17 protein-coding genes are annotated in these 17,551 nt (G+C 54.3%); 9 read left to right on the forward strand and 8 right to left on the reverse strand.

The genetic code is table 11. The annotated features are described in order from the left end of the window. Positions 1–220 precede the first annotated feature (220 nt). From DB48_RS03245 to DB48_RS03255, 3 genes are read right to left on the reverse strand one after another with little or no spacing between them, the layout of a single operon-like run. Positions 221–1,708 carry an FUSC family protein gene (locus DB48_RS03245; RefSeq protein ID WP_041508891.1) on the reverse strand — a complete coding sequence of 496 codons (1,488 nt, stop codon included), beginning with the start codon at positions 1,706–1,708 and terminating at the stop codon, positions 221–223. Between the two features lie 11 nt (positions 1,709–1,719). Further along, positions 1,720–2,583, reverse strand: coding sequence for an HlyD family secretion protein (locus tag DB48_RS03250; protein WP_041508892.1), 864 nt, complete (start codon positions 2,581–2,583; stop codon positions 1,720–1,722). Between the two features lie 12 nt (positions 2,584–2,595). Then, positions 2,596–2,808: a DUF1656 domain-containing protein gene (locus tag DB48_RS03255; RefSeq protein WP_041508893.1), complete on the reverse strand. Its 213-nt coding sequence runs from the start codon at positions 2,806–2,808 to the stop codon at positions 2,596–2,598. A gap of 225 nt (positions 2,809–3,033) precedes the next feature. Here DB48_RS03255 and DB48_RS03260 point away from each other — a divergent pair, with 225 nt between their 5' ends. From DB48_RS03260 to DB48_RS03270, 3 genes are all read left to right on the forward strand, one after another. Then, positions 3,034–3,942 carry a LysR family transcriptional regulator gene (locus DB48_RS03260; RefSeq protein WP_041508894.1) on the forward strand — a complete coding sequence of 303 codons (909 nt, stop codon included), beginning with the start codon at positions 3,034–3,036 and terminating at the stop codon, positions 3,940–3,942. Positions 3,943–4,186: 244 nt separating this feature from the next. Beyond that, positions 4,187–5,833, forward strand: a complete 1,647-nt coding sequence (locus DB48_RS03265; RefSeq protein WP_041508895.1) for a hypothetical protein — start codon at positions 4,187–4,189, stop codon at positions 5,831–5,833. An 88-nt stretch (positions 5,834–5,921) separates the two neighbouring features. Continuing rightward, positions 5,922–7,091, forward strand: coding sequence for a BamA/TamA family outer membrane protein (locus DB48_RS03270; protein ID WP_041508896.1), 1,170 nt, complete (start codon positions 5,922–5,924; stop codon positions 7,089–7,091). Here the strand turns inward: DB48_RS03270 and DB48_RS03275 are convergent. Further along, positions 7,080–8,234, reverse strand: coding sequence for a multidrug effflux MFS transporter (locus DB48_RS03275; protein WP_041508897.1), 1,155 nt, complete (start codon positions 8,232–8,234; stop codon positions 7,080–7,082). The genes DB48_RS03270 and DB48_RS03275 overlap by 12 nt on opposite strands. Positions 8,235–8,332: 98 nt before the next feature. Between DB48_RS03275 and DB48_RS03280 the strand changes: the two genes are divergently transcribed. Next, a complete protein-coding gene (locus DB48_RS03280; RefSeq protein WP_041508898.1) occupies positions 8,333–9,109 on the forward strand; it encodes an AraC family transcriptional regulator in 777 nt (258 codons plus the stop codon). Positions 9,110–9,174: 65 nt separating this feature from the next. On the opposite strand, the gene DB48_RS03285 is transcribed toward DB48_RS03280, so the two are convergent. The 4 genes from DB48_RS03285 to DB48_RS03305 all read right to left on the reverse strand — a co-directional run bounded on the left by DB48_RS03285 (position 9,175) and on the right by DB48_RS03305 (position 13,947). Next, positions 9,175–9,816 carry a DJ-1/PfpI family protein gene (locus DB48_RS03285; protein WP_041508899.1) on the reverse strand — a complete coding sequence of 214 codons (642 nt, stop codon included), beginning with the start codon at positions 9,814–9,816 and terminating at the stop codon, positions 9,175–9,177. Between the two features lie 1,746 nt (positions 9,817–11,562). After that, entirely contained in the window at positions 11,563–12,777 is a 1,215-nt protein-coding gene (locus DB48_RS03295; RefSeq protein WP_041508901.1) for a 4Fe-4S binding protein, read from the reverse strand. A gap of 273 nt (positions 12,778–13,050) precedes the next feature. Next, entirely contained in the window at positions 13,051–13,701 is a 651-nt protein-coding gene (locus DB48_RS03300) for a DUF2959 domain-containing protein (RefSeq protein WP_041508902.1), read from the reverse strand. 24 nt (positions 13,702–13,725) lie between these two features. Then, complete coding sequence (locus DB48_RS03305) at positions 13,726–13,947, reverse strand: hypothetical protein (RefSeq protein WP_011867341.1); 222 nt, start codon at positions 13,945–13,947, stop codon at positions 13,726–13,728. 134 nt (positions 13,948–14,081) lie between these two features. Here DB48_RS03305 and DB48_RS03310 point away from each other — a divergent pair, with 134 nt between their 5' ends. The 5 genes from DB48_RS03310 to DB48_RS03330 are packed head-to-tail and all read left to right on the forward strand — an operon-like array spanning position 14,082 to position 17,463. Further along, the gene (locus DB48_RS03310) at positions 14,082–14,960 is read left to right on the forward strand and encodes a virulence factor BrkB family protein (RefSeq protein ID WP_415837094.1); all 879 of its coding nucleotides are present in this window, start codon (positions 14,082–14,084) and stop codon (positions 14,958–14,960) included. After that, entirely contained in the window at positions 14,957–15,913 is a 957-nt protein-coding gene (locus DB48_RS03315; RefSeq protein ID WP_041508903.1) for an alpha/beta fold hydrolase, read from the forward strand. The genes DB48_RS03310 and DB48_RS03315 overlap by 4 nt, the downstream gene beginning before the upstream one ends. Before the next feature lie 40 nt (positions 15,914–15,953). Beyond that, positions 15,954–16,502, forward strand: coding sequence for a hypothetical protein (locus DB48_RS03320; protein ID WP_041508904.1), 549 nt, complete (start codon positions 15,954–15,956; stop codon positions 16,500–16,502). Positions 16,503–16,561: 59 nt separating this feature from the next. Beyond that, on the forward strand, positions 16,562–16,999 hold the full coding sequence (gene dtd, locus DB48_RS03325) for a D-aminoacyl-tRNA deacylase (RefSeq protein WP_041508905.1): 438 nt from the start codon (positions 16,562–16,564) through the stop codon (positions 16,997–16,999). Between the two features lie 2 nt (positions 17,000–17,001). After that, positions 17,002–17,463 carry a thioesterase domain-containing protein gene (locus DB48_RS03330; protein ID WP_041508906.1) on the forward strand — a complete coding sequence of 154 codons (462 nt, stop codon included), beginning with the start codon at positions 17,002–17,004 and terminating at the stop codon, positions 17,461–17,463. The last annotated feature ends 88 nt before the right edge of the window (positions 17,464–17,551 follow it).

Genomic DNA, 17,551 nt, shown 5'->3' on the forward strand with positions numbered 1-17,551 from the left:
TGAAACCCTTCAATGTCAGAAGGCGTAAGAAACGAGCGGTTTTTATTTAATTGTCTGTTTTGTATCTTGTTTTGCCTTTGTTTTCTGGCGGGACTGGTCTGGCTGCCGAGGGGCGAGCCTAGTGGTGTGGCGGAAAATTTCTCAAAAGTATGAAAAAATTTTGCGGCTGTGCTCCCTGGAGGAACCCAGCCGCAAGTGCTATCGCGACGGCTTGCCGGCCTTATAGCGGTTTCTCTTTCAGCAGGCGCATGTAAAACCGGGTCACGGTTAAGCCGATCAACACGATCACCAGCATCAATATGGGGGTGACGATCTCATATTGGGGCGTGCCATGGAGTGCGTTCATGGTCATGATCAGCAGTAGGTTTCCGCCCAGTAGCCGAATCACCGCATGGGAGGGTTTATTGAAGCAACCATAGATCAACAGCATGTTGATACCGTAGAAGGCTAGCAACTGCCACAGCTCTGTCATCTGGGTCAAGATTAAGCAGTATTCGGCCAGAAACAGTGCGCCCCAGGCGAGACACGCCATCTTTGCCGGCCGAATCAGGCTGCTCGGCAAGTACACAGCGGCGTTGGCTAAGGCCGCCCCTATGAGCGGAAATATCGGCCCACCCGGTATCGCAAAGTAGATCCATAGGCCGAAACAGGTTGAAGAGATCGCCATTGCGGTCAAGGCATTGGTTAACCTTGGCTTAAGCGCCTTATAGCGAGGCGCCTTGTCTGCCACTATGGCTGGACGCTGTTTGGCCCAATAGTCTGCCAGCGCCTGGCATTTTGATTGGTCCTCGCGGATAGCGGCCTCGAGCTGCTTAAGTTCATTGCTTAGCTGTTCAAGGCTTAGCGGTTCAAGACTAGCCTGCTCCTGGATTATTTGCTCTGAGACTTGCTGTTCAGGACTTAGCGGTTCAGGGCCTAGCTGTTGAGGGCTTAGTGGCACAGGTTGCCCATCTGGCGACTGAGCACTCTCCTGTTTGTCTATTTCGCTCACCAGTCGGCTCAGATGCGCTTGTATGCCATCACAGGCGCCCACAATGCTCTGCCATTTGGCTTTTTCATGGCGCAAGAGAACCGACAGGGCCAAGAGTTCATCTAGCCTGTCGATATGGTGTTGGTTATCTAAGTAAGCCGCTTGAGTATCCAGCCGCTGCCCATCTGCCAATGCCTGACTCAAGTGTTTCTGGGCCTGACGAAACTGTTTAGTCACTGTCTCCAGGGTGTCGAAGAACAGGGATTCTGTGGTTGTCGGCCACAGAAAACGAAACACCACCGAGTAGGCCAAGACGCCCAGCAGGGTTTCTTGGATTCTTAGGATAGCGATATCAAAGGAGGCGGTGCCATTGCTGCCGCCCATCATGGCAACGATGGCAAAGACGGCAAATGACATGGTGAAGGCATAGCCATAGCGTTTGTTGTCACCGAAGAAGACGCAGAATCCCAAAAACAGATGGAAAAATACGATGAACAGCAAGCGCTCCTGAGAGAAGAGACCTATCAGCAGCAGCGCATAGCAGATACCGGCAAGCGTACCCAACAGACGCAGCTTACCCTGGCGAAGGCCGTGGCCGAAAGACTCGCTGGCCGATATCGCGATTACAGTGATGGCCGCCCAATAGGGCTTCTCCCATTGGAACCACAACGCCAGCGCGAGAGCCAGGGTGACCGCGAGGGAGACTTTGATCGCCTCTTTAATGGATGAGCTGAGCATATCTGTCCACCTTAGTGTTTGTGGAGTTTTACCGATGCGGTCATGCCGACCCTGAGCTGAACGTCCTGGGGAAGGTGATCGAGTTTAATCTTGACCGGTATGCGCTGCGCCAGACGGATCCATTGAAAACTGGGGTTCACGTTAGGCAATAGGGCGTTGCCAGTGCTGCCGTCGGCCTTGGCGATACCATAGCCTATGCTCTGTACCTCGCCTTGCAGCATCTCTTTGCCGTGCATCAGCAGGGTGACTTCTGCCTTGTCATGGACGTCGACATCCTCGAGATCTGTCTCTTTGAAGAAGCCTTCAATCCAGAAGCTGGTCTCATCGATCAAGGCCACCACAGGGTTGTTGGCGATCACCTGTGAGCCGACGCGATAGTTAAGGTTGGTAATATAGCCATCTGTCGGGGCGGTGACCTTGGTATAGCGCAGGTTTAATCTGGCCTCTTCCACCTGAGCCTTGGCCATCAATAGATTAGCCTTGGCCGTTTCGATGGCATTCTGCAGGTTGTTGAGCGTCAGTTCAGACTGCGCCCCTGGGGTGAGCTTTTCGAGATTCACCGCACGACGGGCCTCATTTTGCGCCTTACTCAGGAGTGTCGCCGCCTGTTTCTCATTGGCGATCGCCTTGTTCAGGCTGGCCTGGTAGAGGCTGGGATCGATTTCAAACAGGAGATCGCCGCGTTTGACCTGGGCGTTGTCTTCCACCTGCATCTTGATGATCTGTCCCGTGACTCTCGGTGTCACCTGAATGACGTGGGCACGGACCTGTCCATCTCTGGTCCAAGGGTTTTCCAGATAGGTCTGATATTGGCTATACAGGGTCGCAGTGGCGGCCGCCAGAATCAGCAGTGTGAGGGAGTATTTTTTAAACATCTTGATACCTATTTAGAAAATGGAAATAAACTGGCTAATCACGCCAACTAAAATGATGGTGATGGCCAGTTCTGTGAGCGCCGGCGCCGCAATATATTTGTGCCAGCCGAGCCTGATACCAATCGCGCTAAAAACGTTGGTAAGGACGTAAGCCATTACGCCAACAAGCAATAATGGCGGGAAATAGACATCGCCTAATGCTATTTCGTGGGGCATGATGTTCATCTGTAATTAGCCTTATGTGGTGAAAGCGGTGTTTTGCCTCGATGTGAAGCTAAGGTTTCTTCTCTAGGCTAGAGATGTTAGTGCGGTGGCGGGGGGAGCGGTAATCGTGTTTGATGGATTAAACCCATCAAATTAGATCAACAAACCTGATGGGATATGCTAGCTTAGCGCAATGATCAGGCCTTTTTCAGGCCATAGGTGTCGGCTATTTTAAGGGAGTAGATGATGAACTTCAGCTTAGAACAACTTCTTGCCTTTGTTACGGTTTATGAGTTTAAGTCTTTTAGTAAGGCCGCAGTAAAGCTGGATAAACATCGCACCACCATTGGCCAGGTGATCACTAACCTCGAAGACCAACTGGCCATCACCCTGTTTGAGCGGATTGGTCGATCCGTTGAGCCGACGCAGGACGCCACCTTGCTGTATCACTATGCGAAGCAAGCCATAGAACAGACACGTACCTTCGACCGTATGGCCTTGAGTTTGTCTTATGGTGGCCTGGAGTCTATCACCATTGCCTACGCGAGCTTTATTCCCCAGCAGGTGCTGACGGCGATACGCAAGGCGCTGATGCAAGATTTTCCCACCATGGGAGTGAACCTTCTGGTTCGTTCGAAAGCCGAAATTAAGAAAGGGATCCAGGATGGTTCGATTCATTTCGGTCTGGTGAATGTGTTCGAGGGCAAGGTGGTCAACAGCATAGATTCTGTGGCGATGCGCAGCATGGCTTTTGTGCCTTTTACCAGTAAGAACAATGAACTGGCTAAGTTGCCACCGAGTGAAACCATGACGGCCATGAAGACGGCGCGTCAGTTTGTGCTGAAATCTATGCTCGACGATGACATGGCCGATCGCGTGGTGTTCTCTTCTCACTATGAGGTGGTGGATCAGCAGACGCTGATCATCCGGATGCTGCAGGAGGGGATGGGTTGGGCACTACTGCCTCGCACCATAGCGTTTTCTGAGTATTATTCCGATGATATTGTTGAGGTTAAGGTTGAGCAGATGAAAGAGGCGGTGCTCGTGCCCGTGTCTTTATGGAGCCAACATTCGAAGCAGGTGATGCTGATCAAGCAGACCATCGCCAAGTGCATCACTGATTACCTGAAGGCGCTTGATAACGCTAACAGTTAGCCTTTATTGATATTCTTTCTGGCAGGCCCTCACTTTTAGCCTGCCTTCCTCCCCCTGTGCTTGGCAAAACCGACATTTCCTACTGTTTGTTTAGTCTGTTTAAACCGCGTCTTGCGCTTTATGAAGGGTTTCATCCTTCATAGGTGATTATCTGTCTCTAATCGTCGCGCATAAAATCTATCGGTAATCGAGGTGCTTCCCCTATGCACCTTGCACACCTTATCGATTTAGAAGTGACCAGACGATGGAAGCATTACAAGACATTTTGAATATATCTGCCTATTTAACCATTTTGATCACCCTGATCTTGGGTTATCTGGTGGGTAAGATCAGGCTGGGGCGGTTTCGTCTGGGCTGCATAGCCGGCACCTTGCTGGTGGGCATGCTCATAGGTCAGGCGGGGGGCGAGGTCGCGCCGTCCATCAGATGGGTCTTCTTCGGGATCTTCATGTATCTGGTGGGGTACCAGGGGGGATACCGTCTCATCAACACGCTCAAGCTGCGCCGAAGATCGATATTGGTGGCCAGTATGTCGATGAGCCTGATCGCCATAATGACCCTGGCCCTTGCCAGCTGGCTGTTTGATCTGAATCTATTCATGGCCATAGGCATGACGGCTGGAAGTTTTGTCCACCCGGAAATTCTCAGCGAGGCCGGCGAGGTGATCGGTGGACTGCCGGGATTGACGGAAACGGCTAAGCAGCTTGCCCAGCACCAGGTGCATTTAGGCTATATAGCCACCGTCATATTCGGTGTGTTGGGACCTGTGTTGATGATCGCCTGGCTGCTGCCAGCCGCCACGGCGCGAGCGTTGGGGGACACGGCCACACGTCATGCTATCGATACCAGCAGTAATATCGTCAGACGTGTCTTTCGGGTCAATACCGACAGTACCGTCGTGGGCAAGACTCTGGCGCAGCTCAATGAGCCCTCTATCGATACTCTCTTTGCGCTAACGCGAGCCACCACAGGTGCTAAGCCGGTCGAGGATGCGCCCATTGTTGCAGGCGATGTGCTTACGATTACCGGATGCCACAATGCCTTGTTTTACTTCGATGACAACCTCTTAGGCACTGAGCTGCCCTGCGATCTTGAACCTGATCGCAGCGAAGAGAACCATTTGATCTTGATGCATGGACAGCTTGTCGGCCGGTCGCTGCACCAAATTAAAACGGCGATCAACCGAGGTGGTCAGAGAGCCGTATGTATCACGGCCGTGTTCAGAGACGAGCAGGCCCTGGAGATCACCCCAGAGCTAGTGGTAAACCGCGATGATATCTTGCAGATCACTGGGTGCTCCGACGACATACAGGCCATAAAACAAGATGTTGGCCAGGATCTCCCCCATCACGGGGGCAACCAGGCGCTCTTCGGGCTGGGCCTGGTGGTGGCCTATCTCATCAGCCTCTGGCATCTGGATATCGGCGGCCTGTATCTCTATTTCAGCATGGGGCTGAGTAGCCTAGTCTCGGGTATCGCTGTGGGCTGGGCCTGCCACAGGGTCAACCCGCTGGAGCTACTGCCCGAGAATACCAGCAGTTATCTGCGTAACCTGTCGCTACTGGCGTTTACCGCGGTCACCGGCCTCTATTACGGGCCGCACATGCTCGATGCCATAAGGGTGAGCGGCATCCAGATCTCCCTGATTGGCTTCTGTGTGGTGCTGATCTCCCAGCTGCTCTCATTTTGGCTCGCCTTTTGGATTTTCAACCTAGACCAGCCAGCTAAGTTGATGGGTCGGGTCGCCGCTCATCGGCAAAGAGGGATTGAGATGGCCGCGGGTTATCGACAGCGAGCCCTCGACGATACCTTTTATGCACTGACCCTTTCCTACATCACATCGAGCATGTTGATGATGATTGTCGTCTCGGCGGTGCTGCATCTGCTTTGAGCATAGTACTTAGTGCTTAGTGCTTAGTGCCACATCATCAGTGGTGAAGAGCAGAGTTCTTTTTCAAATAATTTAGTGAGTTACAACCATGATAAGAAAACTACTTTACTGTGCCTTGCTCATGGCATCGTCACAGGCCGTCGCCGATAGCAGCTACTTCTTCGATGAGCAGGATGGTCAGCTGGACCTTGGTCGTCATCTTGCCGAGAACGCCTACGGCTTTCTGCCTATTCCCGTGGTGATCACCGAACCCGCCATCGGCGTGGGGGGAGGCTTGGTGGGCCTGTTTCTCCATGAAACCGAGGAGGAGAAGGCATTACGCATGCAAAAGGCCCGCGAATCAATAGAGGGCGGTGCCCAGCTGGTTCCGGCCGCCATGACACTGGTCGGTGCTGCGGGCACCGAAAATGGCACCTGGCTGGCGTTTGCCGGTCATCGTCACTCCTGGTTGAAAGACAGCATTCGCTATACCGGCATTGCGGGTGTTGCCAATGCCAACCTGGATATCTACACGCGTCTGGGTGGGCTCCTGCCGCCCGAGCATGCAATTCAGTTCGATACCCAGACCAAGGCGCTATTCGCGCTGCAGAAGGCGCAGTTTAGGGTGGCCAATACGCCCTTGATGCTTGGGGTTAAGCAGATCTGGAGTGAGTCGAGCGTGTCCTCCTCCGATCCCATCGTCGATTGGATCTTGCAAAATCGCCTCGGAGACACGAGTACCACCTCAGGCCTGGGGCTGGTGGTCGAGTACGATACCCGGGACAACATGTTCTTCCCTAAGAAAGGTTATCAGCTGACGAGTGAGTACATGGTGTTTGATGAGCATCTGGGCTCCGATACTAACTATCAGACCCTCAATGTCAGTGGTGAGGTGTACGTGCCAATGTCGGATCACTGGACCTTTGCCGCCGCGGCAAGCTTTGATGCCCTCTATGGCGATGACAATGAGTTGACCCCCACGGCCAGACCCTTCGTTAACCTGCGCGGCGTGTCGGCGTTTCGGTATCAGGGCGATAAAGTGGCGAGCGTGCAGTCTCAAGTTATGTATCACTTCGATCACAGGTGGACTGTGTCTGGCTTCTACGGCTATGGCCAAACCGCCAACGACTCCGGCCACGACAACCAAGATTCGGTCAACGCCTACGGCGTAGGCTTTCGTTATCAGATTGCCCGCCGCTACGGTATCCACATGGGCGTCGACCTGGCGAGAAGCGGTGATGACAATGCCATCTACTTCAAGCTAGGTTCAGGCTTTTAGGCCTTTGCCCCAGATGCCCAGGCCGAGCAGCAGGGCGGTGATCACTAACGGGCCACCCAGCTGTTCGCTCTGGCTCACCAGTGCCAGACCGAGTGCGATCATCAGATAATAGGTCAGGCCGAATAGGGCGCCTGCGGCCCCAGCCTGAGCCCGATAATCGACCAAGGCCTGGCTGAGGATGTTGGGAATGGCGATACCGAAGGCGGTCACTATCAGCACCATCGGCAGCAAGAAGCCCAGTTGAGTCTCGAAGAGGTAAACCCCAAAGGCGCCTATGAGTGCCAACAGGCTGGCCAGTTGCAGTAGCCGGGGTTGAGGCAGGGCCCGCCGCAACAAGGCTTTATTCAGCAAACTGCCGACCAGTGTGCCTGCGGCAAGTACCAAACCGCTATAGCCAAATGCCTGGGTGCTCAGCTCCAGACGCTGAAACAGAAACGGCCCCTGCAGATAGTAGCTAAACAGCAAGACGTTGAAGCCCGCCACTAAGGCGGCGCTGTGCCAGATCTTGCTATCTGTCGCCATCCGCAGGGTGAGTGACCATAATGGCCTTGTTTGTCGACTGGCAGGCTGGGGCTCGGGCTGAGTTTTGGGCTGAGTCTCGGGGAGTGCGCTCAGGCAGACGGCGCCGAGCAGCAGCGCCAGCAGGCACAGGCAGAGAAACACCGCCCGGTAACCGCCCAGGCTGGCCAGCAGGCCGCCAGAGAACATGCCGACCACAGGGCTAATGGCGATCCCCATCCCCATGTAGGTGAACACCTTAGCCAGAGAGGGACCATCGAAGCTGTCCCTGAGCATGGTCTGGGTGACCACTGAGCCCACTGCGGCGCCAAAGGCGCTGAGGGCGCGCATTGCCAGCAGCCACTCGAAACTCGGCACCCACAGGGCGGCAAAGGCGGCGATGCCATACAGCATCAGACCGATTAGCATGGTGCGGCGCCTGCCAAAGTAGTCACACAGTATGCCCCAGCACACCACGCCAGCGGCGAAGGCCAGGAAATAGATAGACAGCGTCTGCCCGGCCAGTGCCAGCGGCACACCGAAGCCGGCGGCAATGTAGGGAAGCGCCGGGCTATAGAGGGTTTCCACTATCTGAGGAAACATCATGAGGAGCACCATCAGGGGGATAGAAGGCGTGGTGTTCATGGCTTAGACTCGCTGAAATCAAAAGGATGTGCAGTCTAACGGCCTCTGCTATAGTCCAAATAATATGATTAAGACAAAAAATATCGAAATGAGGACTTGTGGCATTTATCGATGAAACCTGTGAGTTTAATCCCGATGCGTTAGATGCCGAGGTGGTGGGCATCGCTGCGCGTCTGGGGCAGCATGACTCGGGCATGCACAGTCACGCCAAGGCGCAGTTGCTCTACGCGCCGCAGGGCTGCATGACCATCACGCTGTCGGGGCTTCACTGTGTGTTACCGCCGACTCGCGCCGCCTGGATCCCGCCGGCGTGTCGCCACAGCGTGGTGATGAATCGTGTGGTAGATTACCGCTCGCTCTACTTTGCGCCGCACCTGACTCAGGCCATAGACAATCGTATCCGGATCTTCGAGGTCAATCCCCTGTTGAAGGCGCTGGTGGAGCGCATGGCCTTCTGGCCCTGGGATAAAGCATCGACGTCCATGGTGAACACCTACCGCCTCTTCTTCGAGGAGCTGGTGCAGGCAAAGGAGAGCCATCTGGTGCTGCCTATGCCAAGTGACCGACGCCTGCAGGCTTGGCTGAGCAATCTGCAAGCCGCCCCTTGTGAGGTGCCGACCCTCAAGCAGCTTGGAAAGCGACTCGGTGCCAGCAGCAAGACCATCAGCCGCATCTTTGTTCGTCAGACGGGCATGGCGTACCAAAACTGGCGCCAGCAGTGGCGACTGCAACAGGCGATCGCCCTGCTCGCCAGCGGTCATCAGGTGAACGATGTCGCCTATCGTCTGGCCTTCTCCAGCGACAGCGCCTTCATCGCCTTCTTCAAGCAACACACTGGCAGCACGCCGCTGCAGTATTTGCAGCCCAAATACTGATAAATGGCAGATTTGCCGTTAAAGATAATCTGATGAGCTGCTCGCCTAGGCTGGCGCTAAGGGAGTTATCTTTGCTTGGCGCCCTCGACGGCACTCTTGACGGTACTCTCGACGGCATCCGCGATGGCGGCTTTGATCAGAGGCTCGAAGATCTCAGCCTGCCCCGCGGGAATCAGCTGTCTGTGGATCTCGCGGCGTTTTGACTCGCCATACAGTCGTTCGGCCAGCCAGCCGGTAAGATAGAGTGCCGATAGACAACCACCCGCCGTCGCGATATTGCCCTCAACCACCAGAGGCTTGTCTTGTACATCGACGCCCATAGACACCAGACCCGGTTTGGCATCCGGGTGGGTCGTCGCCTTAATGCCATCCAGCAGGCCAAGTTTGGATAAGATGAACGAGCCCGCGCACATGGAGCCTATGAGTTGCTTGTCGGGGTTGAGGCTGAGAGCCGTCATAAATGCCTCATCTTCTAATGCGGCAGGGACACCCTTATAGCCGCTGGTGAAGAGGACGACATCGGCACTGTTGGCTTCACTAACATGACCATCGGTTGGCACTGTGAGGCCCAAAGTGGAGGTGTGAAATGCCTTGGTGCCAAGTACCCGTACGTGCCAATCCGACTGGGTTCGGCCAAGAATGTCGCGCATCAGGAAGAAATCTATGTCGGTAAATTCATCAAAGAGGACTATCGAAATGTCATACATCTTCTATCTATTCCGTTTGTGGGCGTGAGGTGGCAATCGCTTCTTCGCGGTTTGAACACCGGCGTCGCACCAGTGCGCTGAGTTCGGCTGTTACTTTGGAACTTGCTGATTGTTTTATATTTTACCAGTAGTGAAGGTGAGAGGTGATCGGGCATTTTCATTATATTTGAGGGCGATACACATCCTGCTCATTGGGAGTGTACCTTCACCGCTTTAAGTCGTCTTCCCGGCGGGGGATGTGAAGGACTTTAGCTATTGAGCTTCTGACTGCTAGGCTTGTTAAGCCGAGTTATTTGACACCATGGCTTGGTGGTCAATCTATTGCCTGCGGCAGGTGCAGCTGGAGAGCCATAGGCGTTTCGTTTCTTAGCGTCGACCTGAACTGGTGTTTAGTGGGATTGTTTGTTTCTATGGCTTCATGGTCAACCTATCGCCTGCCCGGCGGGGGATGTGCAAGCACTCTTTTGGCACGCCACAAGCACATCCATGTGGGCTTCACGGCGGCGTCCATGCCGCCGAGAGCCAAAAGCGTGCTTACACCCCTATTTAAACGTCTCTTCGATTAAGCATTATTTGTTGTCGTTCGAGGTGATGAATTTAAGCAACTAAGCTTCTGGCTTATACGTTTGTTCAGGTGAGTTATTTGACACCATGGCTTGGTGGTCAATCTATTGCCTGCGGCAGGCCCAAGTGCAAACAAATTTGTGACACGCTACGAGCACATCCCTGTGAGCTCTACCTCGGCATCCATGCCTCGGAAGGTCACAAATGTGTTTACACCGAGTTATCCATCTCTTCGATTTAGCGTTATCTGTTGCCTTCCCGGTGCCAGCCTTGCTTGTATCAGAAGGCGTTGGAGATCTCGCCTCTTCTCAGTAATAAATCAAGCTTCTCTTGTCTTGGTTGTGGTAACTTTTGAATTGAAAAACAATACTTACATTGTTATAAAATTCAAATCCTTACTGTTTTCGTTTTGGAGTGCATTAGGACTTAAAGATTGTTATATTCGGCTTTTGCGCTAACAAGTATCTTAAGACATGGAAGAATCATAAATGCAGGAAGATAATTCAATATATGTAAACTTTTTTATTAGCTGGTTTCCCCTTCTTTTAGTATTGATAATTTGGCTCGTGCCCTTGGTTGTTATTGGCAAGTCAAAAAGAGTAGGAAGGAAAGAAAAAGCCATTTGGTTATTCGCCACATTTTTTGTTAGTTGGGCCAGCTTTATGCTCTATTTAATTATTGCCCCAGTAATGCAAAACGACGACTGACATGTTTGATAACAAACTGATGAAGTCATGTGCTATGCACTTTTGCTAAGAGAAGTTTGCACATGGGTACATCGCAGGTGTGAGGTTACAGCGAAGATAAGGTCTTCAAACATATATCATAAATTCAAAATGATCCAAAAAGCCAAATCTCTCAGCCTTAAAAACAAAGCCAAATCGAAGAGACGTTAGATACTGGTGTAAACACGGCTGCGGCCTTCGCCAGCATGGATGCTGGCGTAGAGCCCACAGGGAGGTGCTTGCGGCGCGTCGCAGAAGTGTTTGCACATAAAGCCTGCGGCAGGCAATTGGTAGCGATGAAGGCGCGAGCTTCAAACTGACTCAATTAGTAGCAAATACCTAAACCCCACCGTTGGTGATAGGCTGCAGCGAAGGTGTGACCTTCAGATTACCTCACTAAATGACAACGCCGCGGGCCGCAACAAATGGCAAATATACAGCCTTTATTCCAAGGCCATCAATGCCCTATTGACCCCAAATGCTGTATCAAATACATCCTGATCTCGGTCGGCGTCTGGCTGACCCAGAACCCACCAACATAGGCAATCAGCGGGATAATAAACAGCAGCAGTAACAGCATGATGGTCAGTCCGCGGGCCGACAGCTTGATACCGTTGCGGGTACTGAGATGCAGCGCCTTTGGCTTAGGGCAGGCTGAGACGCAGCGCATGCAGGCCTGGCACTCGTCCGAGCGCACCGTTCCTTGCACATGTACCTTGATGTTGGCTGGGCAGGCGCGGGTGCATTTGTCGCAATTCATCCCCTTGGCCTCGATGAGGCAGTGCTGAGTGCTGCGGCGGATCTTAAACGGACTCAAGAAGCTGGTGAGGCCGAGCAGGGCACCGTAGGGGCAGATGTAGCGACAGAATCCCTGGCGGCGCCAGGCGGCGAGCAGCAATATGACGACGAAGCAGGCCAGGGTGATAAGCCCAGGGGTGATGAAGAAGAGCGCCATCTTGAGATCGGCGATCTTATGATAGTTACCCTCGAGGTAGTGGGGAATCGAGGCTGACGGCATGCCGAGCACGATATAGAGCAGGCCCGCCAGCAGCAGGTATTTCAGCATACGCAGCGGCCAGTCGAGCCAGGCCGGTGGCAGCAATTCCTGCTTGATGAAGCGTTTCCTGAGTCGGTAGAGGTACTCCCCGGCGAGCCCCAGTGGGCAGGCCCAGCCGCAGAAGGCGCGTTTGCACAGCAATCCGGTGAGGATCACCACAGTGAGCATCACGGCGGCGGCCGGGTGGTTTTGATCCCAGATACCCAGTGTGATGATCGCCTTAAGCTCTATGGCCCCGGCGATAGGCAGGAAGGCGTCGCCCACGTCGGGGCGTATCAGGTAGGGCGTAATGCCTAGCTTAAGCATGATGGCATTGGCCCCATACTGAAGGCCGACCAACAGCATGGAGAGTGCCAGCAGGTGCTGTATCCATTCCCTGAGCGTGTTGGCGCGTACATCTCCCTTGAGCAGCTCGGGTCTAACCCTGTGGCCCAGGGCCAATAGTCCGCCAGCCAACAGCAGGGCGATAAACAGTGGCCAATAGAGGGTCACCAGCGCGGCGCCCATTAGGGCGGCGCCACTGACGACGGCGCCCCAGCGTTTGCCGCTCCAGTAGAGCAGGCTGACACTATAGAGTAAGGCTAAGGCGAGGGTAAGGGATTCGATAAGGCTCATACTGGCTTGCCAAGTCATTGAATGTATTAGTAAGAGGCGCTGCTGGCGTGGTTAGTTCGTGGCGGTTCGTGGTTTTGTGCGCTGACTCGCGAAATCGAGCCGATTCGATAGGGGGAAGGAGATCTATATCCGGTTGTTATACCAATCACAGTAAACATGTGATCAGAAATAGCGCCGGAAAAACGCTCGAGCACAAAGCAGGATTTTCTAGATTATTAGTAAAGGTTTAAAGCGAAGGCGCCCAGGCAATCCTAGGCGCTTTTAGGCGGAATATTACTGGTTGCCTTCCATCGATTGGATGAAGCGGTTGGATTCGGCAATCGACTTGTTCATCTCTTTGATCAGGCTGGAGATATCGGTTTGCAGGCTGGCAAACTCGCCCTTGATGGCGCCTATGGCCTGGGCGTTGAGGTTGTGCTTGAGGTAGAGCATGTTGTCTTTCATGGCCGTCAGGATAGGCGGCATCTTGCTCTCGGCGCGGCGCATGGTGCGTACCAGCTGCTCGTAGGAGCGACGGGTCTCGCGCAGCTTGGTTTCGCTGTTGCGGCGTAGGCTGGCCTTGCTGATCTCGCTAATTTCCGCCTGCCATTCGTCAAATAGCGCCTCGGCGACATCTTCTACCTTGTCGATGCGGTCGCTCACCTCGTCGGCGGCTTCCTGAGAAGATTCATATTCGTCTCTGGCCTTCTCGTAGGCGCTCTGCAGATCGCCACCGTCGTGGTTCAGCAGCGCCTGCATCTCTTCCAGTGCCGAGCTGAACTGCTCCTGGGCTTCTTCTTGAGACTCTTTGGCGGCGTTCACGCGATCCACCATGATGTCGCGCTTATGGTAGCCCACCTTCTCCATGGCACCATAGTAGGCGCTCTGACAGCCGCTGAGCATGACGACGGCACCCAGGGCCGCTGCTGTGATGAGTTTTTTCATCCTGACGATTTCCTTGTTAGACGGTTAGTCGGCCTTGAATTTAGCGGCGTCTATGATGCTCCACAGGTGAGCGATACCGCCTATGATGGCAGGGACGATCAACCACCACAGGGCATAGCCCACTATGGTGACGACACAAAACAGGAGTGCCGCCAGGATGCGTCCTTGTACTAATTGGCCCAGGCCTGGGAAGAAGAAGCTTGCGATGGCGGCAATCACGTTGCCAGCCGAACCTTGTTGGGACATCAATTTATTCCTTACACTTGTATCTAGTGTCTTTAAACTTGTAATCTTACTGTACCAAGATACGCAGTTAACCCCACTTGAATCAAGAGAATAACGTGATAAATAGAATAGATGTGAGCCTGCTTCGTTCGATCATGCTGGGTATCTGGCAGTTCATGATACATCTAAAGCAGCGTGTCGCGGAAGACCAGATAAATATGCGGGCGGGTCACCTGGCTTACGTTACCTTGCTCTCTCTGGTGCCTATGGTGGCGGTGACCATGTCTATGCTGTCGGCCTTCCCCGTGTTTAAGGGGATCCGTAGCCATATCGAGACCTTCATTTACGACAACTTCATCCCCTCTGCCGGGGATAGCGTGCAGATGTATATCAACGAGTTTGTCGCCAACGCCTCTAAGGGCACGGCTGTGGGTATCGGCGCCCTAGTCGTGGTGGCCATCTTACTGATCTCCAATATCGATAAATCGCTTAATGGCATCTGGCGCACTACGGAGAAGCGCTCCATGGTGGTCTCCTTCTCCATGTACTGGATGGTGCTGACCTTGGGGCCCGTGTTGATGGGGGCCAGCCTGGTGGCCACCTCTTATGTGGTGTCTCTCAAGCTGTTTAGCGGCACGGATCTCAGCGGTGTGGTGCCGCTCCTGGTAGAGCGTCTGCCCATGTTCTTCTCGGTCGCCACCTTCCTGCTGATCTACATGGTGGTGCCCAATACCAAGGTGAAGTTTTTCCACGCCCTGCTTGGCGCCATCGTCGCGGCGTTGCTGTTTGAGCTGGGCAAGAAGGGCTTCGCCCTGTACCTCACCGAATTTCCCGCCTATGAAGCTATCTATGGTGCCCTAGCGACCATCCCCATCCTCTTCGTCTGGGTGTATCTCTCCTGGATCATCGTCCTGATCGGCGCCGAGATCACCGCGGCCATGCCTGAGTATCTGGATAAGCGTCTGATGGATCTGGTGAACAAGGAGCTGGCAGATGATGAGCCTGATGAGCATTTCGACGAGTCTAAGCGGTGAGTCCGGCTAAGTCGCATCCGCTGATCCGTCAGGATTGGATAGATGTCGGCGAGGGGCACCAGCTGTTTCTGGCGCAATATGGTGATCCCCAGGGCATTCCCGTGCTCTATCTGCATGGTGGACCGGGTGCCGGCTGTAATCCTCTCGAATTGAGGCTGTTTATCGACCGCGGCTTTCATATCTACCTGCTGGATCAGCGCGCCGCCGGTCGTTCCAAGCCCTGTGGCGAGCTGGCCAATAATGACTTTCCCAGCCTGGTCAAAGATATCGAGCGCGTGCGTCATTGGGCGGGTGTCGAGGCCTGGTGCCTGCTCGGCGGCTCCTTTGGCGCGACCCTGGGGTATCTCTACAGCTGCGTCTATCCTGAGCGAGTGCTGTCACAGATCTATTGGGGCATGTTTATTCCTTCATATGAGGGGATGCAATGGCTCTATGGCCGGGGCGGGGCGGCGCAGATCTTCTCCGGTGAGTATCGCCAGTTTGCCGCCGGACATGGGGAGTCTCTCGAGCAGTTATTTGATCATTTCGAGACCGGATTTAGCCATCAGGATGCCGAGGTTCGCCGTAGCAGTGTATGGCGTTGGCTCCGTTGGGAGCTGGCCCTGGCCGTCCCCGGCTTCGAGTTAAGCGAGGCCCTGGCCGAGCAGGGCGGAGCCTTGGCGAGAGTGGAGCTGCATTATGCTCGCAATCAATATTTTGGCGGCTATCGGCTGATGAAGAAGGTAGGTGGCGATCTCACCTGCCCAACCATCATACTGCAGGGGGAGCTGGACTGGGTCTGCCCGCAGCGTCTGGTGGATGAGTTTCTGGTGGAACACGGTCCTAGCCTATTGAGGTCACGCCTGGTGAAGGGTGGCTATCATACCCTCGCCGACAGTAAGATGTGCCTGGCGGTCGCCGAGGCGGTGACCCAGATGGGGCGTTATCTGGCCGCCGGTAAAGAAGACAAGTAACAGACAAGTAAAGCGTCATAGCCTAAAGGAAGCAGATAACATGAAGAAGAGACTGATCGCCGTTTTGGCGCTTGTAGTATGTACTAATGTGTTGGCGACCGAGCGAACGCCCCAGCCGGTGCCAGAGCGGGTCTATTTCAGCGGCATGAGCGACGAGCTGGCCACTGATGCCCTGCTGGTGTCGCTGATCAACAAGAATTATCTGGCTAAGAAGGTGGGGCCGAATAAGGTGGGGGTGCAGCTGGGGAATCATCAATTTGTGCTGCAGCCAAGCCTGAATCCAGAGGGAATAGACCGTATCTTGGCGAGCCGTTTCTACGCGGTGAGCCCTAAGCTGGTGGGCTCCCAGGAGCTGGTGGCGCTGATCGGCACCCTGAACGATAAGCTGAACTTTGCCAAGTTTACCCTGAGGGAGGAGGGCAAGGTGATCCAGGTGCAGGGGGCGGCGACCTTTGTTGGCACCCTGGAGCTGGAGGAGCTGCGCCGTTTTCTTATCTGGACAGATGATGCCCTGATGCGGGTGGGGCAGGCCCTGCCCAACAGCGCCGAGCAGTTGATTAAACCCATTCCCGTGATGTCAGCCAACTAGAAGCATAAGGGCTACGGGCGTAGCCGTGATAAGCGTTAAGCAATAGGAGTCGAGCGGTAGTGATTGCCTTAATACAGAGAGTGAAGCAGGCCAAGGTCGATGTAGATGGCCAGACCATAGGCGCCATAGATAAGGGCCTCCTGGTCTTGCTGGGGGTCGAACGTGAAGACGACCAGGCTAAGATGGAGAAACTCGCCACCAAGGTGATGAGCTATCGCGTGTTTAGCGATGAGCAGGGCAAGATGAACCTGAATCTCAAGCAGGTGGGCGGAAGTCTGTTGGTGGTTTCTCAGTTTACCCTGGCGGCGGATACCGGCCGCGGCCTGCGCCCGAGCTTCTCTGGCGCCGGAACCCCGGAGCAGGCCAAACGCCTCTATGAGGCGTTTGTCGATTACTGCGCCGCCCAGGGCGTGCCCGTGCAGACCGGCGAGTTTGCCGCCGACATGCAGGTGAGCCTGATCAACGACGGCCCGGTCACCTTTAATCTGCAGGTGTGATAATGATGCAGCAGATACAGGAACTACTCGGCGAGCTGCAGCGCACATGGCATGAGACGATCCCCGTCAGCGCCTTCATGCAGATAGCCCCGGAGACCTACCAGGAAAAGACCCTGACGGTGAGTGCGCCGCTGGCGCCTAACATCAACCTGCATCACACCATGTTTGCCGGCAGCATCTATACCCTGATGACACTGACTGGCTGGGGCATGGTCTGGTTGCAGCAGCGACTTGCCGGGGTCGAAGGGGATATTGTCCTGGGCAAGGCGGATATTCGTTATCTGGCGCCCGTGGGGGAATCGCCTCAGGCGCGGGTGACCTGGCCCAAGGTCAATGAGCCGGAGGGAGATCTAAGCCTGTTAGGCCAAGGTAAGCGGGCCAAGGTGAAGCTAGAGGTGAGCCTCTACTGCGGCGAGCAGTGCTGTGCCCAGTTCCAGGGCACCTATGTGAGCCTGCCTAAATAATACCAATCGTAATAAATAATTGATCATTCTAGCTTGTTAAAACGCTCGATAACTGTATTAGTATTTTTAATTGTAGAATAACTACTTA

This window comes from Shewanella sp. cp20, assembly GCF_000832025.1.
GTDB lineage: Bacteria > Pseudomonadota > Gammaproteobacteria > Enterobacterales > Shewanellaceae > Shewanella.

Excerpts from the sequence above, each read along its gene's own strand:
- DB48_RS03275 (WP_041508897.1), bottom strand. The coding sequence starts at position 8,234 with ATGAACACCACGCCTTCTATCCCCCTGATGGTGCTCCTCATGATGTTT.
- DB48_RS03260 (WP_041508894.1), top strand. The coding sequence starts at position 3,034 with ATGAACTTCAGCTTAGAACAACTTCTTGCCTTTGTTACGGTTTATGAG.
- DB48_RS03270 (WP_041508896.1), top strand. The coding sequence starts at position 5,922 with ATGATAAGAAAACTACTTTACTGTGCCTTGCTCATGGCATCGTCACAG.
- DB48_RS03250 (WP_041508892.1), bottom strand. The coding sequence starts at position 2,583 with ATGTTTAAAAAATACTCCCTCACACTGCTGATTCTGGCGGCCGCCACT.
- DB48_RS03330 (WP_041508906.1), top strand. The coding sequence starts at position 17,002 with ATGATGCAGCAGATACAGGAACTACTCGGCGAGCTGCAGCGCACATGG.
- DB48_RS03295 (WP_041508901.1), bottom strand. The coding sequence starts at position 12,777 with ATGAGCCTTATCGAATCCCTTACCCTCGCCTTAGCCTTACTCTATAGT.
- DB48_RS03285 (WP_041508899.1), bottom strand. The coding sequence starts at position 9,816 with ATGTATGACATTTCGATAGTCCTCTTTGATGAATTTACCGACATAGAT.
- DB48_RS03310 (WP_415837094.1), top strand. The coding sequence starts at position 14,082 with ATGCTGGGTATCTGGCAGTTCATGATACATCTAAAGCAGCGTGTCGCG.
- DB48_RS03255 (WP_041508893.1), bottom strand. The coding sequence starts at position 2,808 with ATGAACATCATGCCCCACGAAATAGCATTAGGCGATGTCTATTTCCCG.
- DB48_RS03305 (WP_011867341.1), bottom strand. The coding sequence starts at position 13,947 with ATGTCCCAACAAGGTTCGGCTGGCAACGTGATTGCCGCCATCGCAAGC.
- DB48_RS03245 (WP_041508891.1), bottom strand. The coding sequence starts at position 1,708 with ATGCTCAGCTCATCCATTAAAGAGGCGATCAAAGTCTCCCTCGCGGTC.
- DB48_RS03265 (WP_041508895.1), top strand. The coding sequence starts at position 4,187 with ATGGAAGCATTACAAGACATTTTGAATATATCTGCCTATTTAACCATT.
- DB48_RS03320 (WP_041508904.1), top strand. The coding sequence starts at position 15,954 with ATGAAGAAGAGACTGATCGCCGTTTTGGCGCTTGTAGTATGTACTAAT.
- DB48_RS03300 (WP_041508902.1), bottom strand. The coding sequence starts at position 13,701 with ATGAAAAAACTCATCACAGCAGCGGCCCTGGGTGCCGTCGTCATGCTC.